The organism is Enterococcus canintestini (assembly GCF_001885735.1).
Lineage (GTDB): Bacteria > Bacillota > Bacilli > Lactobacillales > Enterococcaceae > Enterococcus_C > Enterococcus_C canintestini.
In genome coordinates this window covers 33,033-58,546 of sequence record NZ_JXKG01000007.1, presented here as the reverse complement: position 1 = coordinate 58,546, position 25,514 = coordinate 33,033, and the positions used below count along the sequence as shown (strand labels likewise).

Here is a 25,514-nt window from a genome sequence, read left to right as displayed (position 1 = left end):
ATACTTTTATCTATCACGAAAATATTTGAACTTTGTAAAGTTAGTGAGTAAAGCCATAATTTTTTCGTTCTTTTTTTTCGTGAAAGACTAAATGGCTCTGTTCTAATTCTTTAATCGCCACTTTTAAATCTTCAATAAAATCGTGAGCCATATTCATTCCAAAATCACTCCGGACGACAATGCGCTGAATGATCTCTTCGTCTAAATTCTTCGGTAGAGGATACGTTGGAACTTGCCATCCTTTCATTAAAAGGCGATCAGAAAGATCATAGAGCGTCCATTTTCTGGTCTTATCCGCGACTAATTTATAACACAGTAGAGGAAGTTGGTCTCCGGTATTAATTAGTTCAAATTGTTTTGCTTCTTTTAATTTCTCTCCTAAATAAAGGGCGACATCATGGGTCCGTTTATGAATACTTTGATACCCTTTATAGCCAAAACGAACAAAATTATAATATTGCCCAATCAATTGCGCACCACTATGCGAGAAATTAATCGCCATTGTTGGTAATTCTCCCCCTAAGTAACTCACTTTAAAAACTAGTTCTTCTGGTAAAAAAGTTTTGTCTTTCCACAATACCCAACCAATTCCTGGATACACCAACCCATATTTATGACCTGAAGCATTAATGGAAATAACATTATCTAGTTGAAAATCCCATTTTAATTCCGGTTCAACAAAAGGTGCATATAATCCGCCAGAAGCTGCGTCAACATGAATAAAAACTTTTTGCTCTGTTTGTTCGTTATAAGTTGTCAACAACTCATCCAATTTTTTGATATTGTCGTATTGTCCGGTATAGGTGATACCCAAAATCCCTACGATACCAATTGTATATTCGTCAATTGCTGCCACTGCCTTTTCTACATCTAAAGAAAGACAGTCTGTCGTCAATGGAATTTCCCGTAATTCAATATCCCAATAAACACAAAATTTTTCCCAGCAAACTTGGTAGCCAGAAGAAATAATTAAATTGGGCTTTTTTTCTTTTAGTGCTATTCCAGCTTTTTCGCCCCGCTTACGCCAAGCAAATTTCATAGCCATGCCCGCTAACATACACGCCTCTGAAGAACCAATCGTCGAAGTTCCAATAAAATTTTCTGGAGCATGCCATAAATTTGCGATAATGTTGACACAGCGATTCTCGATTTCTGCTGTCCGGGGATATTCTGATTTATCAATCACGTTGCGATCTAATGTTTCACTCATTAGTTTCACCGCTTCTGGCTCCATATAAGTTTGACAAAAAGTCGCTAGATTTAATCGTGCTTTGCCTTCATCTAACAGATCATCTTTAATCATTTGATACGCAACCCGCGGTTCCACTGATTCTTGAGCCAATTTGTAAGAAGGTAAGACTTCATCTTCGTTTTTGGTTCCAAATATGGGTTCTAAATATTCTGCTTCGCGGCGATCTTTTTTTTCATATAACATTTTTTTCACTCCCATTTTCATTGCTACTTTTATCTCATCGCTATTACGTTAATCAAAAGAAAACCCGCAAAAAAATTTTTTTTGCGGATTTTTTACTATTTAAGCTAATTCAGCCAGCAATTTTTCCATCGCTTGGGCGACTTCTGCTGGAAGAGCGTTGTATCCTTCATTTTCTGTTTTTTGCGCCAAAATGAAATCAAGACGCCCTTGCATTCGAATCCGCAACTGATCAATATAAGTTGGATCGGAAAAATCAACTTCAAAACCGTCAACTGGTAAATAACTCATATTACTCAACGGTCCAAAGGCACTAAATTCAGCGGTTCCATCTACGATTTTTTCAATTGAGCCTAATGTATCTTTAGGCTTCACTTTCTTACCTTTGTAAAAACCGGTATTTAAGATATAACAAGCAGTCGCTGTCGTTTTACTAGCAAAAATATCACGAAAATCAGCATAATCTTGCCCTAATGGATAGCATCGGAAAGGATTGGCAAAGGGTTCAATTACCAATTTATCCAAGTCGACATTTCCAACTACATTTTCAGCAGTGGTTCGTTTGGTTGCAAGGGTTAAGCCAAAGACAGCTGCCAAGGTTGGATCTTCAATTTTTATAACTGGGGGTAAACTGTCATCTTTCATAATCCAAAAGATTGCATCAATCGCTTCATTTAAATGATCTACCCGATTTTTTGTTACGTAGCGGGATTTAACTGTGCGTCCGTTCCCATTGCGGATATCTTGGGTAACAATGACTTTTTTCTCTTCATTGTCTAAGGTGACACCGACATTTTGACAAGTCAGAAAATATTTTACAGCCTCATCATCTAAAGGATAATCTTGTGTTTTATCAAAATAAGCCGGTTCTAGGGCAGTCGTTGAGCCATGCTCTTTGTTGATAACAAAAGCATCGTCATGTAAAACATCTACTTGGTATTTATCCCCGTGTTTGGCTAACGTAATAGTAGATTTACCTGATCCAGAAAGACCAAAAGCTGCCATTGTAAACTTGCTATCTTTTTTGTGATATTGTTTCATGCCACCATGACAGGCAATAAAACCATTACGATGAGCTGTGGCCCAAGCTAGAGTTAAGGTGGCTTTTTTTAGTTCGCCAAAATAATTTAAACCTAACACTGCTGCAACGTTATGTTCTGGATCAAATAATGCTAAGCCATGAGGAAAATCAGGATGTGACCAATTTGGATCAGCATATAAATAAATATCGTTTTCAGGATATGAAATAGAATTTCCGTATAACTTCTGAAACTCATTGGTTAAAATTTGAAAATTCAATAAATAAGAATAAAAATTGGTTTCATAACCCGTTGGCAATAATAAATGCCCTTTTACCATAAATTCTGAATCCAAGCCGACAACAACTTCACCACGATAAAACTTTTGGCTGCGTCCTGTATACAATGCCTGCCGTAATATTCCTTCAAAAAGTGTCCGGTCAATGCCTGGCTGCCCAATTACTCTACGAGCTGCAGCTGTTCGGCCGGTGACTTTCCCATCATTAAAAACAAGTATTTTAGCATCCTCCGGTAAGCCTAGTTCTTTGGTGTGAATTACCGGCATATCGGTAATAACTGCCCCTGGTGCTTCTTTTGCTAAATTATAAGCGGTCGTTAAATCTAAAACCGGCGTGACATTATTACCGTAAAAAACCGATTCTACCATTGTTTTAAAACTAGAAAATAAAGAATTATCAGGTGAAATATCCTGATGCGAATAAGTGCCAATCGTTGCCATCTGTCGTCCTCCAATCAATTATATTAAAATTAAAGTGTTTACATGATAATAAATTAATTATAATACAACAATGGTTACTTGTCTTTTTATTTTCTTTAAAAAAATTTAATATGCAAATTCAGATATTCCTTCTTTTTCCAGCAAAGCTACTTTCATTGGGATACCACCACGATAACCTGTTAGCCGACCATTTTTACCGATAATGCGATGACAGGCAACAACAATCATTAACGGGTTGCGTCCTACTGCATTCGCGACGGCTCGTACTCCTTTTTCATTGTCAACTTGTTGGGCAATCTGACTGTATGAAGTCGTGGTACCATATGGAACTTCTTTTACTTTTTGCCATACTTTCTTTTGAAAATCAGTTCCAATTAGAGCAACAGGAAAATTAAATTTTTCTAATGTTCCATTAAAATATGCCGTTAATTCTCTTTTGACATCCTCACTGCTCCCTTTTACAGCTTGTAAGGGCCAGCCTTTAAAAAATTTAGCTAATTCAGTAGCTGCGACATCTTCTATGCCAATGTAACAAACGCCATTTGCAATGCGCCCAACCACAAATTGATAAGAATCAATACTAAAACGATCAACAAAAATTGTTTCCATCTCTTTCACCTCGTTATTATTGTACCCTTAATTTTTGAGAATTACTTGGTTAAATGTATTTTGGCTAAATGAGCTTTTTACGTTATACTAAACCCACTAAAATGATAAAAAGAGACGAGAATATGACTTTACAAGATAAATTAAAAAGATTACCTACCACACCAGGAATTTATTTAATGAAAGATATTCACGGCGATGTGATTTACGTAGGGAAAGCAAAAAATTTAAAACAGCGCGTTCGTTCTTATTTTCAAAAAAACCAGCAACATTCTAAAAAAGTGCAGCGGATGATTTTTAATATTGCCGATTTGGAAGTTCGATTAGTGGAGACTGAACTAGACGCGTTATTATTGGAGTGCCGATTAATCCAAGAAATTCATCCGCATTACAATCGCATCATGAACTATTATCAAAATTACTGTTATGTCGACTTTAGCGCAGCAAAAATGCAACTAACACCAACGTCTACTAACACGAGCTTTGGGCCATTTCGTCAATATAAAAAATTACCTCAGATTTTATCCATCTTAGCTGAGACCTATCTATTGCCTGGTACCAATCGGGTAACGCAACAAATGATTCGCCAACAACTACCGGAAGTAGAAACAATACCATTAGCGACCCGTTTTTCAAATTGCCAGTCCTTTTTTGCTGGTAAAGAAACCACTTTTTTTACTTTATTAAACCAACGTATCGCCTATAGCGCCAACCAGCAAAACTTTGAACATGCCCAATTACTAAAAGAACAATTAGAGCTGTGCCAACACTTCTATCATTATATAAAACAGCGCACAGATTTCTGCCAACAACAACAATTGCTTTTAAAAATCCCCGTAACAGAAGAAAAACAAAAAATTTATTTTATCGCTTATGGCCAGATCGTTAAAACTGAAATTTTAAAAAATGATCAACCAGTAGTATTTCCACCAGGAGACTTTTCATCACAGCCTTTAGAAAAAGCAGACGTTGATCCTTTAGATATTTTACGAAGTTACTATACCCAGCATCACTAACAACTGGAGCAATTTAACTTTATCTTTTTTATCTTTATAAAAGATAAACACCTTTTATTAAAAAAGACCTGAAGAAAAACACTTTAACAGCATTTTCCTTCAGGTCATATTTTATTTATCTCGTGTATCTATAATAATTGTTACCGGTCCGTCATTTACTAGTGCTACTTGCATATCGGCCCCAAATTTTCCAGTCTCTACTTGCAAACCACTTTGTCGTAAGCCTTCATTAAACGCTTCGTAAAGCGGAATCGCTTGTTCTGGTCGCGCGGCTTTGACAAAACTAGGACGATTACCTTTTTTAGTATCTGCATAAAGTGTGAATTGCGAAACACTTAAAATACTGCCGGCAACTGCCTCAATATTCAAATTCATTTTACCAGCTTCATCTTCAAAAATGCGCATCATGGTAATCTTACGGATTAAATAATCCACATCTTCTTTAGTATCTTCTTCATGGATTCCCAGTAAAATCATAAATCCTTGCTGAATACTGCCAACAATTTGATTATCAATCGTTACACTAGCAGATTTGACGCGCTGAATAACTGCTTTCATCTTTTACCCCTTTGTCCGTCTGACGCTATAAACTTCAGGTATTTGTTTAATTTTATCCACAATTTGTTTTAAATGGGTTAAATTTTGAATGCCAACTGTAATACGAATCGTTGCCATTTTATCTTTATTCGATTTTGCTTCCACACTTTGTAAACGCTTGGTCATAGCGTTAACTGTTTGTAAAACATCATTTAATAAACCAGAACGATCATAGCCATAAATTTCTAAATCAGCGTCATATTCTTTTGAATTATTAGAAGTATCTTCCCATTCTACTTCAATAAGACGCTTTTGAGCGTTTTCTGTCTGAACATTTGGGCAATCACGGCGATGGATGGAAATGCCACGGCCTTTGGTGATATAACCGACAATGTCATCTCCTGGCACAGGATTACAACAACGACTAATACGAATTAATAAGTTGTCTGCCCCTTCAATAACGATACCACCATCATGACGAACTTTCATCCGTTCTTCTTTTTTAGTAGGTGGCTGATTCATTAAATCTTGTACTTTTTGTTTTTCTTTTTCTTCTTTTTGTAGGCGACGTTCTTCTTCTGTGAGACGATTAGCTACAGTGGTAGGGCTCACTTCGCCATAACCAACAGCGGCATATAAATCATCTTCTGATTGATAATTAAAGCGTTCCAAAAGTTCTGCCATTTTATTTTTGTTCATGTAATCTTTTGGTAAGAATTCCATTTCTTGCAACGTTTTATAAACGGCATCGTGACCCTTTTGAACATTTTCTTCGCGATCTTGCGCTTTAAAGAAGCGTTTGATTTTATTTTTGGCTTTACTCGTTGCCACTAATTTCAACCAGTCGCGACTAGGACCAAAAGAATTTGGTGAGGTTAAAATTTCAACAATATCCCCATTTTTTAATTTATAATCCAACTGTACCATTTTGCCGTTAACCTTGGAACCAGTGGTTTTATTGCCCACATCCGTATGAATACTATACGCAAAGTCAAGTGGTCCAGATCCTTGAGGTAACTCGGTGACATCGCCTTTTGGTGTGAAAACATACACTTTATCGCTAAAAATGTCGCCTTTAACACCTTCCATAAATTCAGAAGCATCGTAACTTTCATCTTGAAGTTCCAAAATTTCACGGAACCAACTGATTTGATTGGTCATTTTATCCGGCTTCACTTTATCGGTTTTGCCTTCTTTGTAAGCCCAATGTGCAGCTACCCCGAATTCTGCTATTTCGTGCATTTCATGGGTTCTGATTTGGATTTCCACTGGATTGCCTTTAGGTCCAATTACTGTCGTGTGTAAAGACTGATACATATTGGCTTTTGGCATTGCAATATAATCTTTAAAACGGCCTGGCATTGGTTTCCATTTTGTATGAATGGTACCTAAGACGGCATAGCAATCTTTAATAGTATCTACAATAACTCGAATAGCTAACAGGTCATAAATCTCTTCAAACTTTTTCTTTTGGTCGACCATTTTGCGATAGATTGAATAAATATGTTTAGGACGACCATAAATTTCGGCGTAAATATCCAATTCCTCGGTGGCTACGCGAATTTCTTCAACTGTTTCTGCCACATAAGCTTCTCGCTCATCTCGCTTTGTCTGCATAAGATGCACAATGCGGTAGTATTGTTGTGGATTTAAATAACGAAGTGCCGTATCTTCTAATTCCCACTTAATCCGACTAATCCCTAAACGATGGGCTAATGGCGCATAAATTTCCAGTGTTTCTTTGGCAATTCGGCGTTGTTTATCTTCTCTTAGATGTTTTAACGTGCGCATATTATGCAAACGATCGGCTAATTTCACCATGATTACCCGTAAATCTTGTGCCATGGCAATTAACATTTTACGGTGATTTTCCGCTAACTGTTCTTCATGAGATTTGTATTTAATTTTCCCAAGTTTTGTAACCCCGTCCACTAACATAGCCACATCACTGCCGAAGTCTCGGGTTAAATCCGCTAAAGTAATGGGTGTGTCTTCTACTACATCATGTAAAAAGCCCGTAGCAACAGTGTGTGGATCCATATGCAGTTCAGCTAAAATACCAGCAACTTGAATCGGATGAATAATGTAAGGTTCCCCAGATTTGCGAAATTGTTCTTTGTGGGCCTCAGTAGCATAATCTAAAGCTTTTTGTACAAAAGCCACATGTTCGGCACTCATATATTGACTAACTAAACGAATCACGCCAGGACCTGTTAGTATTTCATCTTTTGCCACAAGCATACCTCTTTTCTTTTTCACAACTGATAAGAAAAACTTTACAAAGGACTTTTCACGAAGTACTAAGGCGGAATCTTGATCATTCAGCATGTACTGATTCAAAATTTCGACTTAATAGTCCCAAAAGTTCCTCTCTAAAGTTAAACATCGTTACGCTTTAATTCTAAACACTACTAGTGCGATTAGTAAGAAAAGTACCGACTTTAAAGCGGTACTTTTCCATAATTAGGCTTATTATACACTAGATGTAAACGTGATTTCAATTACTGCAACCTTATTTAAACTACCCTTAATTTTGCCGTTAAATCTAAATTCTCTAACGTAAAAACACCAAAGCAGTCTGCCCCACTTAAAAGTAATTCTTGTAGTTGTTTTGTATCGGGTTTAATCAGATTAATTTGTAACTCCACAGCCTTACCTGCGTCATAGGCAAAAATGGTAGCATCATGCTTGGCATTTTCAAAAGAATCACCTTCTCCTAGTACAAGATGATTCCAACCTAATTTTTTAATAGTTTCTGCAATTTCAATTTTTTGGAGCTCTTTTAAATGACGACTATCCACCCGAATTCTGATTTCACCCCAAGCCATTGCCAATGAATGTAATGTCTGTTGTAAAACTTGTGCTTGCTCACTTTGCTGAATTAGCATAGTTGGTGAAACCGTAATTTCTAAAAAATCAGCTCCACTTTGAAAAGCTTTCCCCACTTCAAAAGCTTTTTTAGCAATCGTACCATTTCCTAAAGGATAGTCAATCACTGTGCCAATTTTTATAGTTGTTCGCGCCAAAAGTTGTTTTGCACGTTCTAGGTGATTTGGCAACACAACGATTTCTTTTACCGGTTGGATTTGTAATGCTAAAAGTTGATCTTTAAAATCCCAATCTGTCATAGCTGGGTTAACTAAGCGTAAGCTGACAACCTCACTAACGTCCATACTTTCACCTCTTTATAGTAATTCCCATTGATAGCTAATTGCACTTAATAAATACAAAGGGGCAGTTTCAGTTCGCAAAATTCGCGGTCCTAAACCACATAATTTACCGCCAGCTGCGGTCATTTTTTTAATTTCAGCAGGTGTGATACCACCTTCTGGTCCAAAGATAGCCAACAGCCGACTACCAGCAGGCAAACTTTGCAAAACTTCTACTAACTGTGCCTTTTCCCCTTGTTTAGCTGATTCTTCATAAGCTACCACAATCGCATCATAGTCGGTTAATTTATCCCACAACTGTCCTTCATTTGCCAAAAGAGTTACATTTGGTGTTAATTGTCGTTGGGATTGTTCAGCTGCCTCTTGGGCAATTTTAGCTAAACGTTGTTGTTTTTTAGCTAATTTTTTTTCATCCCATTTCACGACTGAACTTTGTGCGGGAAAACCAATAAATTCATAAGCACCAAGCTCGGTCCCTTTTTGAACAATCCATTCCAACTTATCACCTTTTGGATAACCACTGGCAATCGTAACTAGAAGGGGTAATTCTTTGTTTTGCAACTCTTTTGCCACTTCTGTTAAAATAACCGCATTTTCTTCAATTGCGACAATTTTTGCAACGATCGCAATTTGATCTGCGTAAACAAGATAAACTTCATCATCTGGTTTCATACGCATTACCCGAATCATATGGTGGAAAGCTTCGCCGGTTAAACGAATTTCCTCTCTTTGGTAAGGCGTTGAAATAAAATAACGTTGCATGTTAAACTTCCTCTTTTTTCAGAATAATCGCAAACCAATCTTTTTGCTGCAAGACTTGCGCCACGTAAAATCCATTTGCCTCCAGCACTTCTAGTACTTCCGCTTTTTTATCTTCAATAATTCCTGAAACAATCAGCGTTCCAGTATCCTTTAATAAACGATAAGCATCGGGAACCATTTTGATGATAATGTCAGCTAAAATATTGGCAACAATTACGTCAGCTTCAATTGTAACCCCGTTTAATAAATCATTAGCGCTCACGTGAACGTCTTTTGCGACAGGATTCAAATCCATATTTTCTTGGGCAGAGCGCACCGCCACCTCGTCTAAATCAAAAGCATAAACATCTTTTGCACCTAAAAATTTACTGGCAATACTTAATACCCCTGAACCAGTGCCGACATCTAGTAACGTTTCGCCACCACGTAAAGTCATCTCTAATGCTTGTAATGTTAAATTTGTTGTCGGGTGTGTTCCTGTCCCAAAAGCCATGCCGGGATCTAACGTAATAATTTTTTCTTCTGGCATTGTCGCTGGGTAACTTTCCCATTGCGGTACGATCGTTAAATAGCGCGTGACACGGACTGGATGATAATATTTTTTCCAAGCTGTCGCCCAATCTTGTTCAGAAACTTCACTTGTGGTCACATTATTTTTTCCCACCGCTAAACCAAATTCAGGTAGTTTATTAATACGCTCTTTAATAAAAGGCAAGATTTCTGGTAAAAAGGTTGTTTCTGGGAAGTAAGCTTGTACTGTTGCGGCCCCTTTTTCTAAGTTAATAAAATCTGTCTTATCTAAAATCTCACCAAAAGCGTCCGATTGAAAATACTCTGCATCTAGACTATCTTCAATGGCCACCCCGCTAGCACCAGCTTCCATTAAAATATTGGCTACAGCTTCAACTGCTTCACTGGCGGTTTCTACTTTAATTTCATTCCATTTCATTGTTGTACACCTCAATTAAGATTTTCAGCAGTTTAAAGCGCTAAACGCTATTTTACTTGCTCTACACTACTTTATACATTTTAGTAAGCAGGATAAGGAATATAACTATCCCCATCTTTTGCTTTATAACTGTTCATTAAAGCAAATAAAACATCATGGTCAAACGTCAGCTCAAAAACAGCCGCTGATTCATCTGTTAAAAAGTCTAACAAGTCACTTTGACCTTTATCTAAGACATCTTTTAAGTAGTCCACTAAACCGTCTAGCATCGCTTTTGCCATACCTTTTTTGCCTTCATAAGGTAAAACGGCTAAATAATCAGCTTCATTAAATTTTGATTTTGCCGGATTAAATAATAAAATACCATCTTCAAATTCAATAATTTCTTCTTCTGACTCCACCCCTGTGGCATCGTCAATGGTCAGTTTTTCTTTGTTTTCTGCAAAAAGACGTAAGACGATTTCAATCGTATGATTTTTTTTATCCCAATCAAGGGCGACATCATAATCAGATACCTTTTTAGTTAACGCTTCATCTAAATAAGTTAAAATATTCGTTTTCATTTTTATTTCCAGCCCCAATCTTCTCTAATTTGATTTTTCTTTTGTTGTGAAATATAGGGATTTCCAGCTACCGCATACCGCAACGGCATTTGTGTCCACTGACCTTTATTAGGAATTCCAATTCGTGGTAGTCGTAAAATTTCTTTGGCAGTGCGCTTTTTTTCTGGCACCAATCGTAAGGAACTAGAAAAGATAGACTGTCCATACAAATCTTTGGTGACCCCTAAAGCTGCCACTAACTTACCTGGACCGTTACTAAGTTGTGGTCCATTTTTTCCGCCCCGATTTTCTTTCATTAATTCTATTCCTTCTGCTGGCTCAAGTGCGCGAATCATCACACCTTGCGGCAAACCACTTTTCTGCGTAATAATATTTAAAATCAAATGCGTATGCATCGTATAAAGATAAATCGTTCCCGCTTTTTCATACATCGCTCGTACACGGGGCGTTTTTCTCATACCATAGCTGTGTGCGGCCTCATCTTCTGGTCCTAAATACGCCTCGCAATCGACAATATATCCGGCTGTAATGCCCTTTGGTGTGATATTTTCGATATACATGCCAATTAAGTATTCCGCAATTTCCGATGTTGTTTTTGTATTCAAAATTTCTTTTACTTCTTTTAATGTTTGCATGACATTCACCTTTTCTCATTGTACACAAAAGACGTCCTTCTGACCACGAAATCAGTTGATTTTTAAGGATTTACCACAATTATAAAAAAAGTGGAACAAACGTGGCTAACTCTTTAGCATTAAGACGAAATTGTGTGAAACTGTTCTGCAAATTGCTTCTAAAAATTCCCCAATCTCATCTCTTCAGCGCTAAAATTTCATTTCAAAAAAGCTATGTTATACTTTAATCAGCTTATCGGGTTAACTATCCGTAGCTAAAAAGAGCAAAATTTTATAATCTGTTCTTGTAACTAAAATGCACGTTTAGTAATTACAATTCAAAATTTTTCAATTAATTTTATAAACTAAAAAAGGAGGCTTTCTTCCTATGCAAAAGCCACTTGCTTATCGTATGCGCCCTCGTAATTTAGATGAGGTCGTCGGCCAGCAACAGCTAGTTGGACCAGGTAAAATTATTCGTCGGATGGTGGAGGCCAAGATGTTGTCTTCGATGATTTTATATGGACCACCAGGTACTGGCAAAACGAGTATTGCCTCTGCTATTGCAGGCTCAACTAAATATGCTTTTCGCATGTTAAATGCCGCTACTGATACTAAAAAAGATTTACAAGTCGTAGCTGAAGAAGCTAAAATGAGCGGAACCGTAATTTTATTACTAGACGAAGTTCATCGCTTAGATAAAACGAAACAAGATTTTCTTTTGCCTCACTTAGAAAGTGGACGCATTATCATGATTGGAGCTACAACCGAGAACCCTTATATTACCATCAATCCGGCGATTCGAAGTCGCTGTCAAATTTTTGAAGTCAAGCCACTTTCAGAAGAAGATATTTTACAAGCGGTCGATTTGGCTTTAGCAGATAAAGAGCGCGGTCTGGGAAATTATCCAGTCAAAATTGATGAAAACGCCCGCCTTCATCTTTCACGAGCTACTAACGGTGATTTACGTAGCGCTTTAAATGGCTTGGAGTTAGCCGTACGCTCAACTCCCGAACAAGATGGCATTATCCACTTAACACTTAGCATTATTGAAGAATGTATCCAAAGAAAAGCTCTTACCCATGATAAAAATGGCGATGCCCATTACGATGTGATCTCTGCTTTTCAAAAATCCATTCGAGGCAGTGATGTCGATGCTGCACTCCATTATTTAGGACGTTTAGTTGAAGCAGGAGATTTAGCGATTATTTGCCGTCGTCTAATGGTTATCGGCTATGAAGATATTGGTTTGGCCAACCCAGCCGCAGCCGCGCGCACAGTTAATGCCGTTTTAGCTGCCGAACGCTTAGGACTCCCAGAAGCTCGCATTCCTTTAGCAGATTGTGTAGTAGACTTATGTCTTTCACCTAAATCAAATTCTGCCTATGCAGCACTAGATGCAGCTATTCAAGACATCCGCACTGGCGCTACAGGTGATGTCCCTGACCACTTAAAAGATAGTCACTACCAAGGGGCAAAAGATTTAGCTCGTGGTATCGGTTATCAGTATCCTCATAATTTTGAAGACGCTTGGGTAAACCAACAATATTTACCAGATAAAATTAAAGATGCCCACTATTATCAACCAAAAGCATCCGGTAAATATGAACAAGCTTTAGGTCAACAGTATTACCGTATCAAAGAGTGGCAGCAACAAAACCGTAAAACGAAAAAACTATCAGACTAAACTATTTCGTTTAAGTAGCTTAAAAATGTGAACACTTTTTCCAAAAATTGTTTACGTTAGCTGCTTTACATGACACTACAGTAGTCTTAATAAGATAAGTTGTCATAGATAGCGTTTACAAAACTAAAGCAATCTGGTTGCTACTTTTGTCCCCCTATGCTACTATGTAAGTGGGAATTCTGTGATGTACGAGTTATCCTTTTTGTGTGTTGACCGAACATTTTTATTGATATATTGGGATCCGTCCTGTGTGAGAGTTGGTAACATGCCTTTTCCTTTGGTAGTTCGATACTCTAACCGTGGAACCCACCTGCTAGAAACTGCGGGATCAATACTATGGGACGAATAACGGCATCGACGGATATTACCCATTCTTTATGAATGTAGCCGCCTGTCTTTTGACAGACGGCTTTTATTTTTAACTTAGAGGAGTTTTATTTTATGATTCGGATCTTAGTCATTTTATTTGCTTTAGTTTTATTGTTTTTAAGCTATATTTTATTGAAAAAGCCTCACTTACTAACACCTTTGTTAGCTTCAAATAAAGAAGATTTAAGTTTTTTAAATACTTATGGTCAACTATACTTTGTTTTTGCAATTTTAGGCTTTATCACAGCAGTCGTAAATTTAAAAACTATCATTTTGCTCTACATCTTTCTAGCACTCATTCTTGCAGCTCTTTTTAGTCTGAAATTAGCCAAATCACTTAATAAATAATCTTTTTGCAATAGCTTCCTTTTTGCAATTCTCTTAAAGTAGTTTACAATAAAACTGTAGATAACAAGATGCTTTATGAGGCGTTGTCAAAGTAAAGGAGTGAGAAAAATGTTACAACAATATAAAACAATTATGGTGGCTGTTGATGGTTCCAGTGAAGCAGAATTAGCTTTTAAAAAAGCGGTGAATGTTGCGCAGCGAAATGAAGCAAAACTACTCATTGCTCATGTTATTGATACACGTGCTTTCCAAACTGTATCTTCTTTTGATGGCATGTTAGCAGAACAAGCGACAGAAATGGCCAAACAAACTCTCGATGATTATGCCACTTACGCCAAAGAACAAGAATGTCACAACATTAAAACTGTGATTGAATACGGCGCACCAAAACCAATTATCGCCAAACAACTACCGCAAGAACACGAGGTAGACTTGATTATGTTGGGTGCAACAGGATTAAATGCAGTGGAACGTCTGTTCATCGGTTCTGTTTCAGAATATGTTATTCGTAACGCTCCTTGTGATGTGTTGGTGGTTCGAACTGATTTAGATAATAAAGTAGTAGAACCAGAAAATGAAAAAGATTAAATGCTAACGATAATAAAAAAACTGAAACGAGTGGTTGACTTTTCAATCACCTGTTTCAGTTTTTTATTAACGAGCCAATACACAACGATTAATCTGTTCGTCGATACACGTCTGTAAGCTAATGCGCTCTCCTTTTTCATCCAATAGTCGTGGCAACACGTCATCTTTTAAATCATTTGCATTATATCCTTCATCTGTAACGTCTATCACTTCATAAACATGGTAAGTCTTTTTGTCACCGTAATCATCATAAACTGTAATCGGTGCGCCAACGTACAGTTCCATCACACTATGAAAATCACCTGGATTGTGACCAATAAAATGGGTTGGTTCCCCATCTTTAACCAAGCCAGTCCCCTTCCAAGTTGCCGCCCCTGTTTCAGGAGCCGCACTAGCGCCTGGCATGTGTCTAAAAGGAATGGTTTGACCATTAAATTGTAAGACGTTTTTTAATTTATTTGAATTAGGACTTTCTTCATTAGAAGTAGGAGACATTTCTTTTTGTGTTTGACCTTGTGATTGCGCCTTAATTGTTTTAGGTGCAAGGGCGCGGTTGACACTGTCATATTCTGTATTTTTTGCGCTGGCAGTCGCATTATGTTGTATTTTTGGGAATATTTCTACTTCTAGCTCTTTTTTTGCTATATTATTAGCCCTATCTTTGACTTGTACTGTCACTTTTTGCTTCCCGACTTTTTTAGTGTCTACCTTGTCGATTTGGCTTTCAGCTAAGGAGATTGTACCATCCACATCATCTTTGATATCTAGGTAATCTTCCCACTTAAATTTTGCACCATAAGAAAATTGTAATGGTTTTACTTGGTGAATAACTGGCGCCGTTTGATCAACTAAATTCACTGTTACGGTACGAGTTAATACTTTATTAAAACGAACATAAACCTTTAAAGGAATTTGATACTGGCCAATTTTAGCTTCTTGCATAGAAACTAATTGCGGAATTTCTACTTTTGTAACTTGCGGCATCTCATTTAAGTGGGCAGCTTCTAATAATGCTTCTTTCATTACATGCTTTTTTGTGGCAGCGGGCAATGTAATCTTGTCGACTAGCACTTGATCCATCCGTCGTTCAGCACTGGCGTAGACTTTAAAAAAGCTAATTCCAGCAGATAAAAGACAAACTAACATAATGCTCGCAAATAGCAATTCTCTTTTTTTCATAGCCCTCTCCTCTATTTTTTCTTTATTTTTTAAATAAGAAAAATAACTTTTTCTACATTTCAACTTCAATAGTTTAAATTCTTAAATACGCCTTTATTATATAATTTTATCTTTAAATAAAATATCGTATTTCAACTCATTTTTTCATTAAATAACCTTCATTTTTTGAACATTTTTCTGTAATTTTTAAAGCAAACTATCTTCATCCAAAACAATATTGCTGTCTTTACACGTCCACCCTAATATGTAATGAGATTTTATTTACAAGTTTCATTTATAAAAGATGCTCATTATCCTTCGCACAATTTTAATCATTATGTTAAACTCAATATATATGATTACATATTCATGCGTTTTATGTACATATCCGAATCATTATAAATTTATCACATTAGACTTGGAGGAAATCACATGCATGAACATCATTCTACCCCCACCAATATCAATCATGCCTTCAAATTGGGGATTTTAATTAATCTAATTTTTGTTTTTATCGAAACAATTTTTGGCTTTTCAGCTAATGCGCTATCTTTAATAGCTGACGCTGGTCACAATCTAAGTGATGTTTTAGGACTAGTTGTTTCATGGGTAGCCGTTTTATTAAGCAGTCGACCGCGCACATCTAATCGGACGTATGGTTATAAACGCAGCTCGATTTTAGCCGCTTTATTTAACGCAATTTTCTTATTAGTAGCCATCGGTGGTATTTTAGTAGAAGCACTACAACGACTACAAAATCCGCAACCAGTCGCTGAAAATAAAGTTATCGTGGTAGCTTTAATCGGTATTTTAATTAACGGTTTTACCGCCTATCTTTTTATGAAAGATCAACACCACGATTTAAATGTTAAAGGTGCGTTTTTGCATATGGCTGCTGATACGCTGGTGTCTGTTGGGGTGGTAGTTGCTGCCGTTATTGTGAAATTCACCCACTGGTTCTGGTTAGATCCTGTTATCAGCTTAGTGATTGCTGTCATCATTTTTATTGGCACATGGGGATTATTACGCGATGCCGGCAATTTATCCCTTGATGCTGTTCCAAAAGCTGTCGATTACGATGAAGTAAAGAAATTCATTGAAGCTACTCCTGGTGTTTTAGCCATCCACGATTTGCACATTTGGGGAATAAGCACAACTGAAAATGCGCTGACTGTTCACATTTGTCGGCAAACACTGGCAGATAACAATCAATTTTTAGAAAAGTTAGATCATGAATTAACGAAAAATTTTGCCCTTTCTCATATCACCATTCAAGTAGAACTCGGGGAAATTGAAAATGAATCCGTAAAACACAGCATTTAAAATATGAAAAGTAAAAAAGGTGGATCACTCGCAAGTAATAAGCGGGAATTTTAATCAATTATTTTTTCATATTTCTTTAAATTTCTGCTTATTGTTGTAGCGAGCACGTTCATTTTGCTAGCAATCACGCCGGTAAATAAAACTTATTTCTAAAATAATATAAAAGCTCTTTACCTAAAAAAACTGCCTGCTCTCAAATTATTGAGAACAGGCAGTTTTTTTAATTTTCTTTTGGAACTGGTTGTAATACACCATCTGTCATTTTCAACACCCGATCACTCCATTGTGTCATGCGAGGATCATGGGTCACCATGATAGTGGCTTTTTTATTTTGATGCGCTTCATGAGCTAAAAGTTTAACAACTTCAAAAGCATGATCTGTATCTAATGAAGCGGTTGGCTCATCTGCCAAAATAACACTCGGATCATTGTATAAAGCCCGTCCAATAGCTACTCGTTGTCGTTCACCACCGGATAAATCACGGGGATATTTATCTTTTAAGTTTAAAATATCTAAAGAACGTAAAATGGTTTCCACACGTTCTTTATCTAAATTGGCTTTTTTCACTTTATCCACTAAGAAAAATTGTTCCTCAATTTTTAGAAAAGGAATTAAATTTGAAGCTTGTAAAATAAAGCCGATTTCTTTAAAGCGTAGTTGGCTCCGTTTTTTTTCATTTAAATTGGTAAAGTCATTGCCATTAATTAAAATGCTACCACTAGAAGGCGTCTGTAACCCCCCAGCAATTGTCAAAAAAGTACTTTTACCAGAACCAGAAGGACCAATAATCGAGACGAATTCGCCCGGTTTAACTGCAAAATCAATACCTTTTAAAGCGGTAATTTGCGTATGACCACTACCAAAAACTTTTTTTACATTATTCATTTCTAAAGCATTTTCCATTTTTTTAACCTCCAATTGCTGTAATTGGATCTACTTTGGTTACTGTTCGAATTGAAAACAGTCCGCCAATAACAGCTACAACTATTAAGACAACACCATATAAGAGCCAATCATTTGTCACAATTTGAAATGGCATGGCACTCGGTAGTATCAGACTAGTTAAAAAGGCCAATACAGCAGCGCCAATCACGCCCATTACCCCGACCATGAAAGATTGTGCAATAATTGATTTGGCAATAAAACCAGTTGAGATACCTTCTGCTTTCATAATGCCAAAAGTCGCTGTCTTTTGTAATGTCATCACGTACATAAAAATCCCAATGACTGCTGTGACTACGATAAATAAGAAGTAAATCATGCCATTTAACGTCAAGTTTTGAGCTGAATAACCTGGAATGGCTTCAATAAAATCACTTAATGATAAAGCATCCAAATCTTCTTTTTGATCACTTGTTAAATCCGGACTACCTTTTTTGACTAAAATACCATTGATTGGCATTTGAGTGTTATCTTGTGGTAATTGCCCGTTATATTTCACATTTACAAATGTTTCTGTGTCCGCATATATAACTGGTGTAACCGTGTAATACGTAGCTTTAAAAATACCAACGACTGTTAATTTTTCTTCGTATTTCCCAATCGTAATTTTATCGCCGATTTGATAACCTTCATCTGCTAAATTTTGTGAAATAATGATATCATTTTTCTTTAAATCATTACTGCCTTTGGTAACTTTTGGCAACATGAACGCATCTGAACTTGTACCAAATAATGTAATATCTGTTGTCTTCTTATCTAATTTAGCAGCACCATTATAAATACTAATTGGCGCCTTTTTGCTTGTTGTCTTTACATCATTAAAATCTTGTAGCGTTAACTGTGAAGCATTTAATGACTTATTGGCGTCTTTGGCCAAAACCACTGTATCTGCTTGCCAATCATCTGCCGCTTGCATAAATTCTTGCGCTAGTCCTGAAGCTAGTCCTGATAGCAAGAAGACTACGTAAGAAACCAACAGCATAATGCCAATGATTAGACCATAACGTAGTTTTGCATAGCGCATTTCTTTAAGTGCTAAAAACATATTCATCATCCTTACCTATTTACAATTTTCTTGCTTGAGTACGTTGTTCACTTTAATCTCACAGTGACATTTTGTCACTATTTTTGCTTATAAGCGCTAATCCGCTTAATTTTTTCTTAATGTTTTGCCATCAAACTTTTTATTGACAGCTAAAGTTGTCAACAAATCTCGAATTTTTCCTTCACTAAATCGAATAAACTTTTTGACAATATCGTAGTCGATGACCTTCCTTCACTTTAACTAGGATAGGAAGTTTACAAAATAAAAACAAACATTCAGCTTAAGCGAACATCCAAGAGTTCTACTTAAGCTAAATGTTTTAACAAATGTTTCCAATCTATTATTTTTGAATCCCATTTTTTAACCATTTAATCCGCATCCGATAAACTTTTAATAACTGCTTTTCATCCCAATCGTTAACGATAAAAGCCGTCAAAATCTCCATGACAAAATCCATAATTAAAAATAAGAGTTCTTGTGTTTCTTCTAGCGTATCCAACTCAATATCGTTTTTCAACAGCAGCTCCTGCCATTGCAATACCATCGCATTTTGCCCGTTGTTACTATGATTACGCTTAGCAAAAACTGCCGGATTTGCTGTCAGCAACTGAATTTGTTGCCATTCTGTGGCCGTTTTATTAATTACCGCGATTTTTTCTAAATAGTTCGCGATTCCTTCAAATAAATCCTCTGACGTGGTATAAACTGAAGTTAAAATATCGCGATGGACCGCAATCGAAGCCTTTTGAACGATGTAGTTGTGTGCATCAGCTAAATCGATAAAATATTTGTAAAAAGTCCCCCGTGACATACCCATTTTTTCCACAATCTCAGATACTTTGATTTGTGAAATATGCCGATTATAAAAAGTTGCCAATAAAATTGTTTCAACTTTTTCTTGTTTGTCGGCGGTTAGATTTAAAAAAGTTGATTTCGGCATTTTAAGACCTCCACTAATTTCCCAGCTGTCGACTTTTTTTGGTAGCCGCACTGACTGCTACCATTATAGCTGCTCGTAAGCCTTCAGTCTCCAAAACTTTTACACCTGTAATAGTCGTACCATCAGGTGAAGTTACCTGATCTTTTAAAACGCCCGGATGTTCTTTTGTTTCAATCACCATTTTAGCCGCACCCAAGACTGTTTGTGCTGCAAATTCATAAGCCATCTCTCGTGACATGCCTTCAAAAACAGCGCCATCGGCTAATGCTTCAATAAACAAATAAACAAATGCAGGACCTGAACCACTTAATCCTGTGACACAATCCATCATCTTTTCAGGAACAACTTCGGCTTTACCAAAACTACGGAAAATAGCTAAAACCTGCGCAATTTCTTCTGAAGTAACAACTGCATTAGCCGCGACCGCTGACATTGCTTCTCCCACTAATGCCGGAGTATTAGGCATAACACGCAAAATTTTCTGAGTTTCTCCAAGACAATCCACTAGCGTATCAATGGTAATCCCGGCAGCTATAGACACTACAAGTTGTTCATTTTTTATAACTTTTGCGACTTGCGGTAATACTTCGAGTAAAACATTCGGCTTAACTGCAAAAATGATAATATCACTTTTTTGAATGAGTTCATCACTATCTGTCAGTGTTTTAACACCAAAATTTCTCTTGATTTTTTCCAAAGATGGTTTATAAGCATCATAGACAAATATCGCATCTTGCGCGTAAAGTTTTGCTTCTAGCAAACCAGCAAGCATTGCCTGTCCCATATTTCCCGCACCATAAAATCCTATCGTTGCCATTTCCTTCATCCTCTCTTTGTTTTAAGTTTGCTATATTTTCTCTAAAAAAGCTACTATCAGCTAAATAAATACTATCATGGCTATATAAAACTTACTTTTAATTGAAAATATAATTAAATAATTTAGCTTTTCTTCAAAAAGAGGTATCACCATATCATTTTACCAATTTATAAATATTGCAAAAAGCCCAGTTTAAGACAACTAGTTTGCCTTAAACTGGACGTTACAATTTTAACTTTCATTCCACTACTTGCTCTGAAACATATTTAGCATATAACGGGTGTGTCACGATTAATTCACGGTGCGTACCACTGCCGGTAACTTCTCCATGTTCGATGAAGTAAATTTTATCAGCATCAACAATGGTTGAAAGTCGATGCGCAATCACTAATGTCGTCCGTCCTGCCATTAATTGATCTAATGCCCGTTGCACTTTTTCTTCTGATTGCGAATCTAGGCTAGCTGTCGCTTCATCTAACATCAAAATATTCGGATTACGTAAAAAGGCACGAGCAATTGCAATCCGTTGTTTTTGTCCACCAGATAATTTAACTCCTCGTTCACCAATTTCAGTATCTAATTGATCAGGAAATTCTCTTACAAACTGGTCTGCAAAAGCCAATGATAACCCTTGCCACATTTCTTCATCTGTTAGTAAATGATCTAATCCATACTGTAAATTATCCCGGATACTGCCAGCAAAAACAGCACTATCTTGTGAAACATAACCAATTTGTGAACGCCAATCTTTCAAAGATAAGTCATTGATATTTTGTCCACCAATGGTAATCGTGCCAGATTTTGGTTCATAAAAACGCTCCAACAATCCAAAAATAGTTGATTTCCCACCCCCACTCGGTCCGGCAAAAGCGACCACCGTATTAGGTTTTGCAGTAAAAGAGACGTCTTGTAAAATCACTTTTGATTCATCGTAGCTAAAAGATAAGTGACTCGCTTCAATCGTTTTCCCGGTGACAGTAATATTTGTATCAACAGTAATTGTTTCTGTTGGTGTGTCTAGGATTGCTTGAATCCGTTCTGTTGCTCCCATCGCTTTTTGAACTTGAGAAAAGAAGGTCGCAAAACTAGCAGCTGGTGTAATGATATTAAAAAGATACAATAAAAAAGCAACCAGTTCCCCGCTGGTTAGCGTCCCAGCTTGTACGCGCACTGCGCCATAACCTAAAATACCAACAAACAATCCCAACATCGTCGTCATCATAACTGGCTGTAAGATTGCTTCAACCTTGGCATCTTTTAATCCTAATTTAAAGATTTTATCAATATAACGACCACCATGTTTCATTTCATAATTTTCACCGTTACTGGATTTAATTAAACGAATTTCAGAAATCTTTTCAGTCGTATCCGCATTAAAATCCGCCAATGCACTTTGCATCTGTCTACCAATTTTCATCATAATTTTGCCAATTGGTAGCATGACTACCATCACAATTGGCACTGAAATAAACATTAAGGCTGCCATTTTCCAGTCCATAATAAATAAGATGATCACAGATCCGACTAATTGAATAGCACCGGTAATAAAATTAGGGAATTGGGTTGTAACCAAGTCTTTAATGACACTTGTATCATTTACCAGTCGGGAACTACTTTCACCTGATTTGTGATTGTCGTAATAACCTACTGGCAGATGCAAAAGATGATGCCATAGTTTCTCCCGTAATGTCTTTATCGAGCTTTCACCGACATAACGTAAAAAGTAACCGCCAATTGCACCAAAGCCCAAATAAACGATAAAAGCTATGCCTAAGACCGCCACCATTTTACCATCAATTTTTGCTAATTCACTGGTGTCAACTAATCCTTTAGTTAATTGCGGCACGATTAAACTAGCACCGCTGGTAATTAAACTTAATAATAGACCAAAAGCAAAGAGCCCTTTTTTGGGACTAACACTATTAATCAGTTTCAAAAAATCTTTAAATTTAAATGTTCCTTTTGGTTTTGGTAATTCATCATCAAATATTGCAGCTTCACGGCCGCATCCACCTTGTGGCATTGTAAATTCCTCTTTTCAAAATTAAATGTTTAGATAAAACTCAATTCCAACGAAAGTTTGCAATCTCGATAGTTTCTCTGAAATTTCAAACTTTTAGACAAGATAATTTTATTAATATACCTATAGCACGAGGTTGTGAGAAAAGCTGCTTCTGTCACAACGTTTATTCGGAAATAGGAGGTGCGACAAGACTTTTGTCGCACTCTCATTTCGGTTACTTTTTAGAAATCTTGCCAATCATCATCTTGGTTAGAATCATCATGATTTTCTTGTTTGGGTTTCATACCACCAAATTTATTTTGCCAAAAATCAAACCAAGCTTCTTGTTGTTCGCTAGTTTTATGTTGATGATTTTCGTGAAAATTACGACCACCGTGATGCACGCCGCGTCCACCTCTTGGTCCGCCACCAAAGCCAAAACCGCCAAAACCACCACGAAAATTGCGCATTTGTTCAAAATCTTCAAATGACATTTCCCGCATTTTTTTCTTCATTTGGCGTCGAAATTTATTCATTTCAGCCGCATCCATTTCTGACCATTCTTGGCCAAAACGCTCTTTAAAAGCGGCTTTCATATTTTGAACAGCTGCAAGACGATCAAATGGATCGACAAAAGCCTCTGCTTTTTGCTTCATTTCCTCACTCCAACCGTCCATTATTTTTTGCAACAAAGTAGCTAATTCTGACATTTCAGCTTCTGTTAAACCATCAAAAAAATATTCACTTTCAATAGTATCTGCCGCTTGTGCTGACGCTTCAGCTTGCTTCTTGCCTTCAGCTGTTAAAAATACCATTTTAATCCGTTTATCCTGCTCGTCTTCAACGCGCTTAATCGCACCGCTGTTTTCCAATTTTTTCAACAATTCTGCTAAAGAACTTGGACTCAACCCCAAAATATCCGCTAGATAGCCCTGTGTTAAACCATCTTCTAGACGCAATACTGCCAGTACACGTTGTTGCCCAGTTAATTTCTGACGCTTACTCATAAATGCATTACCAGCATCACTGATGAAACGAATTTGTTTTAATAATTGATCACTTAATTTACTCATTCAAATTACCTCACTTTTATTACGGTGCCGAACATTTCGGTACCGAACTTTATTTCGTTGACGATTATATTTCGGTACCGAACAATTGTCAATACTTTTACCTCAAAAAATTCAATTGATTTTTAAATGACTAAAAAAAAGTAGCAGAAAGATTGAAATTTCAACCTTTCTGCTACTAAAAATTTTATTTAAAAAGAAGCAGTCGTTAATTACCCATTTGGCGTAGATAATCACATTCTGCTTCTTTTTAGTATTGCAAAAATGATTCTAACGAATTGAAGTTGAACGCTAGACTCACACAACTATTATACCTGATTTATCACTAATTTGGGTGAATCTTACATTTGCCTTATCTTTAAACTAGGAAAAAAAGCTAATTATTGACATTCTATCTTATAACTAAAATAAAGTGGCAATATAAAGTAAAATCGCCGCAGTCACTGCTAGTATACCAAAAGCTTTTAAACCAACTTTAAACCATTTCGAAAAATTAATTTCGGCAATCGCTAGACCAGCCAATAAAACGCCACCTGTTGGAGAAATAATGTTCATCAAACCATTCCCAAACTGATTGCTTAAAACAATGACATCTCGATTTATACCAAGTAAATCTCCTAAAGGTGCCATAACAGGCATCGTTAAAGCCGCAGCACCTGAAGACGAAGGTACAAAAAATGTCACTAAAACTTGAGCACCTAATAAAATGGTAGAGAATAAGGCTTTAGGTAGTCCACCCAAAAGAGTTGCCAAACTATTCAAAATTGTATCGATAATCATGCCATTTTCTAAAATTACTAAAACGCCTCGTGCCAAACCGATAATGACCGCAGCATAAGCAAAATCAGCGCAACCTTCCACAAAAGCTTCCGCAATTTTTTTTTGCCCAAATTTTGCCACAACTCCAGCAAACAACGCTAAAGCTACAAATAGCGCTGAGATTTCGACCATATACCAGCCTTGTGCAATAATGCCCCAAATCATTACACCTAAACCACCGATAAAACCAGCCACAATCAACTTGTCACCGCCAGAAAAAGGTTTATCTTGTTCAAAATTTTGAAATTTGCTTTTAACTAATTGATCACTTGCATAAACCACAGAACTTTTCGGATTAGCTTTTACTTTACGAGCGTAGTTCATAGTAAAAATAATCGCAATCACCGTTAAAATCAACCAACAAATAACCCGATACCATAATAATGGATTACCATGTACACCAGCTACACCTTGAGCAATTAAGACATTAAAAGGATTAATGGTTGAACCAACATAACCTACTTGTGTTCCCAAAAATAAAATTAAAATAGCTGTCATTGAATCATATCCTAATGAGAACATCAGCGAAATAAATACTGCGAATAGCGGAATCACCTCTTCACTCATGCCAAAGGTAGAACCACCTAAACTAAACAAAATCATAGATAAAGGAATCACTAGAATTCCTTTGTCTCCAAGCGACGTAGCCAAGGAGAACAAAGCGCGGTCTACCGCTCCTGTTTTTAGAATCACCCCAAACGCGCCACCTACTACCAATACAAAAGCAACTACTTCAACCGCTGATATAATTCCCGCTGCTGGCGCTTCTAAAATAGCACCTATTCCCTGACCATAACCTGATTTAGCAATTTGGTGATAGGTGCCAGGAATCACGGTCGTTTTTTCTGTGCCATTAATATTTTCTATTACTGTTTCAAACTGACCACTGGGAATAATCCAAGTTAGAATTGCCGCTGCGACAATCAAACAAAAAATTAGAGTATAACTATGGGGAAAGGTAAATTTCTTTTTTGTTTTTTCTGTTACTTCCATATCTT

Annotated in this window: 23 protein-coding genes and 1 other RNA gene; 6 read left to right on the top strand and 18 right to left on the bottom strand. The window is 36.8% G+C overall.

The annotated features are described in order from the left end of the window. Positions 1-40 precede the first annotated feature (40 nt). The 3 genes from gad to RU96_RS05920 form a co-directional block, all read right to left on the bottom strand. Positions 41-1,435 carry a glutamate decarboxylase gene (gene gad, locus RU96_RS05930; RefSeq protein ID WP_071864620.1) on the bottom strand — a complete coding sequence of 465 codons (1,395 nt, stop codon included), beginning with the start codon at positions 1,433-1,435 and terminating at the stop codon, positions 41-43. A 99-nt stretch (positions 1,436-1,534) separates the two neighbouring features. Continuing rightward, a complete protein-coding gene (locus tag RU96_RS05925; protein WP_071864619.1) occupies positions 1,535-3,190 on the bottom strand; it encodes a phosphoenolpyruvate carboxykinase (ATP) in 1,656 nt (551 codons plus the stop codon). A 105-nt stretch (positions 3,191-3,295) separates the two neighbouring features. Beyond that, positions 3,296-3,799, bottom strand: coding sequence for a methylated-DNA--[protein]-cysteine S-methyltransferase (locus RU96_RS05920; protein ID WP_071864618.1), 504 nt, complete (start codon positions 3,797-3,799; stop codon positions 3,296-3,298). Between the two features lie 122 nt (positions 3,800-3,921). On the opposite strand from RU96_RS05920, the gene RU96_RS05915 reads away from it, so the two are divergent. Next, on the top strand, positions 3,922-4,812 hold the full coding sequence (locus RU96_RS05915; RefSeq protein ID WP_071864617.1) for a GIY-YIG nuclease family protein: 891 nt from the start codon (positions 3,922-3,924) through the stop codon (positions 4,810-4,812). A 111-nt stretch (positions 4,813-4,923) separates the two neighbouring features. On the opposite strand, the gene dtd is transcribed toward RU96_RS05915, so the two are convergent. From dtd to RU96_RS05880, 7 genes are all read right to left on the bottom strand, one after another. Further along, a complete protein-coding gene (dtd, locus tag RU96_RS05910; RefSeq protein ID WP_071864616.1) occupies positions 4,924-5,370 on the bottom strand; it encodes a D-aminoacyl-tRNA deacylase in 447 nt (148 codons plus the stop codon). Between the two features lie 3 nt (positions 5,371-5,373). Next, positions 5,374-7,584 (bottom strand): RelA/SpoT family protein, encoded by a 2,211-nt coding sequence (locus RU96_RS05905; RefSeq protein WP_071864615.1) that lies wholly within the window; start codon positions 7,582-7,584, stop codon positions 5,374-5,376. Positions 7,585-7,865: 281 nt separating this feature from the next. Continuing rightward, positions 7,866-8,522, bottom strand: a complete 657-nt coding sequence (locus tag RU96_RS05900; RefSeq protein WP_071864614.1) for a beta/alpha barrel domain-containing protein — start codon at positions 8,520-8,522, stop codon at positions 7,866-7,868. 12 nt (positions 8,523-8,534) lie between these two features. Next, positions 8,535-9,281, bottom strand: a complete 747-nt coding sequence (locus tag RU96_RS05895) for a 16S rRNA (uracil(1498)-N(3))-methyltransferase (protein ID WP_071864613.1) — start codon at positions 9,279-9,281, stop codon at positions 8,535-8,537. A 1-nt stretch (position 9,282) separates the two neighbouring features. Continuing rightward, a complete protein-coding gene (gene prmA / locus RU96_RS05890; RefSeq protein WP_071864612.1) occupies positions 9,283-10,230 on the bottom strand; it encodes a 50S ribosomal protein L11 methyltransferase in 948 nt (315 codons plus the stop codon). Positions 10,231-10,310: 80 nt separating this feature from the next. Further along, positions 10,311-10,793, bottom strand: coding sequence for a DUF3013 family protein (locus RU96_RS05885; protein ID WP_071864611.1), 483 nt, complete (start codon positions 10,791-10,793; stop codon positions 10,311-10,313). Between the two features lie 2 nt (positions 10,794-10,795). Further along, complete coding sequence (locus RU96_RS05880; RefSeq protein ID WP_071864610.1) at positions 10,796-11,428, bottom strand: DNA-3-methyladenine glycosylase; 633 nt, start codon at positions 11,426-11,428, stop codon at positions 10,796-10,798. Positions 11,429-11,795: 367 nt separating this feature from the next. Here RU96_RS05880 and RU96_RS05875 point away from each other — a divergent pair, with 367 nt between their 5' ends. The 4 genes from RU96_RS05875 (at position 11,796) to RU96_RS05860 (ending at position 14,399) form a co-directional block, all read left to right on the top strand. After that, positions 11,796-13,094, top strand: coding sequence for a replication-associated recombination protein A (locus RU96_RS05875; RefSeq protein WP_071864609.1), 1,299 nt, complete (start codon positions 11,796-11,798; stop codon positions 13,092-13,094). A gap of 173 nt (positions 13,095-13,267) precedes the next feature. Further along, positions 13,268-13,462, top strand: a non-coding RNA gene (gene ssrS, locus RU96_RS05870) — 6S RNA. Positions 13,463-13,535: 73 nt separating this feature from the next. After that, on the top strand, positions 13,536-13,811 hold the full coding sequence (locus RU96_RS05865; protein ID WP_071864608.1) for a hypothetical protein: 276 nt from the start codon (positions 13,536-13,538) through the stop codon (positions 13,809-13,811). A 108-nt stretch (positions 13,812-13,919) separates the two neighbouring features. Continuing rightward, the gene (locus RU96_RS05860; protein ID WP_071864607.1) at positions 13,920-14,399 is read left to right on the top strand and encodes a universal stress protein; all 480 of its coding nucleotides are present in this window, start codon (positions 13,920-13,922) and stop codon (positions 14,397-14,399) included. Positions 14,400-14,465: 66 nt separating this feature from the next. Here the strand turns inward: RU96_RS05860 and RU96_RS05855 are convergent, their stop codons facing one another. After that, positions 14,466-15,578 (bottom strand): sortase domain-containing protein, encoded by a 1,113-nt coding sequence (locus tag RU96_RS05855; protein ID WP_071864606.1) that lies wholly within the window; start codon positions 15,576-15,578, stop codon positions 14,466-14,468. 411 nt (positions 15,579-15,989) lie between these two features. On the opposite strand from RU96_RS05855, the gene RU96_RS05850 reads away from it, so the two are divergent. Then, positions 15,990-16,880: a cation diffusion facilitator family transporter gene (locus RU96_RS05850; RefSeq protein ID WP_071864605.1), complete on the top strand. Its 891-nt coding sequence runs from the start codon at positions 15,990-15,992 to the stop codon at positions 16,878-16,880. 220 nt (positions 16,881-17,100) lie between these two features. Here RU96_RS05850 and RU96_RS05845 read toward each other — a convergent pair whose 3' ends face one another. From RU96_RS05845 to RU96_RS05815, 7 genes are all read right to left on the bottom strand, one after another. Continuing rightward, a complete protein-coding gene (locus RU96_RS05845; RefSeq protein WP_071864604.1) occupies positions 17,101-17,784 on the bottom strand; it encodes an ABC transporter ATP-binding protein in 684 nt (227 codons plus the stop codon). Positions 17,785-17,788: 4 nt separating this feature from the next. Next, positions 17,789-18,868, bottom strand: a complete 1,080-nt coding sequence (locus tag RU96_RS05840) for an ABC transporter permease (RefSeq protein WP_071864603.1) — start codon at positions 18,866-18,868, stop codon at positions 17,789-17,791. Between the two features lie 340 nt (positions 18,869-19,208). Continuing rightward, the gene (locus RU96_RS05835; RefSeq protein WP_071864602.1) at positions 19,209-19,808 is read right to left on the bottom strand and encodes a TetR/AcrR family transcriptional regulator; all 600 of its coding nucleotides are present in this window, start codon (positions 19,806-19,808) and stop codon (positions 19,209-19,211) included. Positions 19,809-19,821: 13 nt separating this feature from the next. Further along, complete coding sequence (proC, locus tag RU96_RS05830) at positions 19,822-20,625, bottom strand: pyrroline-5-carboxylate reductase (protein ID WP_071864601.1); 804 nt, start codon at positions 20,623-20,625, stop codon at positions 19,822-19,824. 238 nt (positions 20,626-20,863) lie between these two features. Further along, entirely contained in the window at positions 20,864-22,648 is a 1,785-nt protein-coding gene (locus RU96_RS05825) for an ABC transporter ATP-binding protein (RefSeq protein WP_071864600.1), read from the bottom strand. 221 nt (positions 22,649-22,869) lie between these two features. Then, positions 22,870-23,700 (bottom strand): MarR family winged helix-turn-helix transcriptional regulator, encoded by an 831-nt coding sequence (locus tag RU96_RS05820; RefSeq protein WP_071864599.1) that lies wholly within the window; start codon positions 23,698-23,700, stop codon positions 22,870-22,872. A gap of 399 nt (positions 23,701-24,099) precedes the next feature. After that, positions 24,100-25,509 carry a YfcC family protein gene (locus tag RU96_RS05815; protein WP_071864598.1) on the bottom strand — a complete coding sequence of 470 codons (1,410 nt, stop codon included), beginning with the start codon at positions 25,507-25,509 and terminating at the stop codon, positions 24,100-24,102. Positions 25,510-25,514: the final 5 nt, after the last annotated feature.

What these genes read in the sequence shown, in the direction of transcription:
- RU96_RS05855 (WP_071864606.1), bottom strand. Translation starts at nt 15,578, where the DNA reads ATGAAAAAAAGAGAATTGCTATTTGCGAGCATTATGTTAGTTTGTCTT.
- RU96_RS05925 (WP_071864619.1), bottom strand. Translation starts at nt 3,190, where the DNA reads ATGGCAACGATTGGCACTTATTCGCATCAGGATATTTCACCTGATAAT.
- RU96_RS05850 (WP_071864605.1), top strand. Translation starts at nt 15,990, where the DNA reads ATGCATGAACATCATTCTACCCCCACCAATATCAATCATGCCTTCAAA.
- RU96_RS05865 (WP_071864608.1), top strand. Translation starts at nt 13,536, where the DNA reads ATGATTCGGATCTTAGTCATTTTATTTGCTTTAGTTTTATTGTTTTTA.
- RU96_RS05820 (WP_071864599.1), bottom strand. Translation starts at nt 23,700, where the DNA reads ATGAGTAAATTAAGTGATCAATTATTAAAACAAATTCGTTTCATCAGT.
- RU96_RS05885 (WP_071864611.1), bottom strand. Translation starts at nt 10,793, where the DNA reads ATGAAAACGAATATTTTAACTTATTTAGATGAAGCGTTAACTAAAAAG.
- RU96_RS05895 (WP_071864613.1), bottom strand. Translation starts at nt 9,281, where the DNA reads ATGCAACGTTATTTTATTTCAACGCCTTACCAAAGAGAGGAAATTCGT.
- dtd (WP_071864616.1), bottom strand. Translation starts at nt 5,370, where the DNA reads ATGAAAGCAGTTATTCAGCGCGTCAAATCTGCTAGTGTAACGATTGAT.
- RU96_RS05900 (WP_071864614.1), bottom strand. Translation starts at nt 8,522, where the DNA reads ATGGACGTTAGTGAGGTTGTCAGCTTACGCTTAGTTAACCCAGCTATG.
- RU96_RS05825 (WP_071864600.1), bottom strand. Translation starts at nt 22,648, where the DNA reads ATGCCACAAGGTGGATGCGGCCGTGAAGCTGCAATATTTGATGATGAA.
- RU96_RS05845 (WP_071864604.1), bottom strand. Translation starts at nt 17,784, where the DNA reads ATGGAAAATGCTTTAGAAATGAATAATGTAAAAAAAGTTTTTGGTAGT.
- RU96_RS05920 (WP_071864618.1), bottom strand. Translation starts at nt 3,799, where the DNA reads ATGGAAACAATTTTTGTTGATCGTTTTAGTATTGATTCTTATCAATTT.
- prmA (WP_071864612.1), bottom strand. Translation starts at nt 10,230, where the DNA reads ATGAAATGGAATGAAATTAAAGTAGAAACCGCCAGTGAAGCAGTTGAA.
- RU96_RS05815 (WP_071864598.1), bottom strand. Translation starts at nt 25,509, where the DNA reads ATGGAAGTAACAGAAAAAACAAAAAAGAAATTTACCTTTCCCCATAGT.
- RU96_RS05835 (WP_071864602.1), bottom strand. Translation starts at nt 19,808, where the DNA reads ATGCCGAAATCAACTTTTTTAAATCTAACCGCCGACAAACAAGAAAAA.
- RU96_RS05875 (WP_071864609.1), top strand. Translation starts at nt 11,796, where the DNA reads ATGCAAAAGCCACTTGCTTATCGTATGCGCCCTCGTAATTTAGATGAG.
- RU96_RS05840 (WP_071864603.1), bottom strand. Translation starts at nt 18,868, where the DNA reads ATGTTTTTAGCACTTAAAGAAATGCGCTATGCAAAACTACGTTATGGT.
- RU96_RS05880 (WP_071864610.1), bottom strand. Translation starts at nt 11,428, where the DNA reads ATGCAAACATTAAAAGAAGTAAAAGAAATTTTGAATACAAAAACAACA.
- gad (WP_071864620.1), bottom strand. Translation starts at nt 1,435, where the DNA reads ATGTTATATGAAAAAAAAGATCGCCGCGAAGCAGAATATTTAGAACCC.
- proC (WP_071864601.1), bottom strand. Translation starts at nt 20,625, where the DNA reads ATGGCAACGATAGGATTTTATGGTGCGGGAAATATGGGACAGGCAATG.
- RU96_RS05915 (WP_071864617.1), top strand. Translation starts at nt 3,922, where the DNA reads ATGACTTTACAAGATAAATTAAAAAGATTACCTACCACACCAGGAATT.
- RU96_RS05860 (WP_071864607.1), top strand. Translation starts at nt 13,920, where the DNA reads ATGTTACAACAATATAAAACAATTATGGTGGCTGTTGATGGTTCCAGT.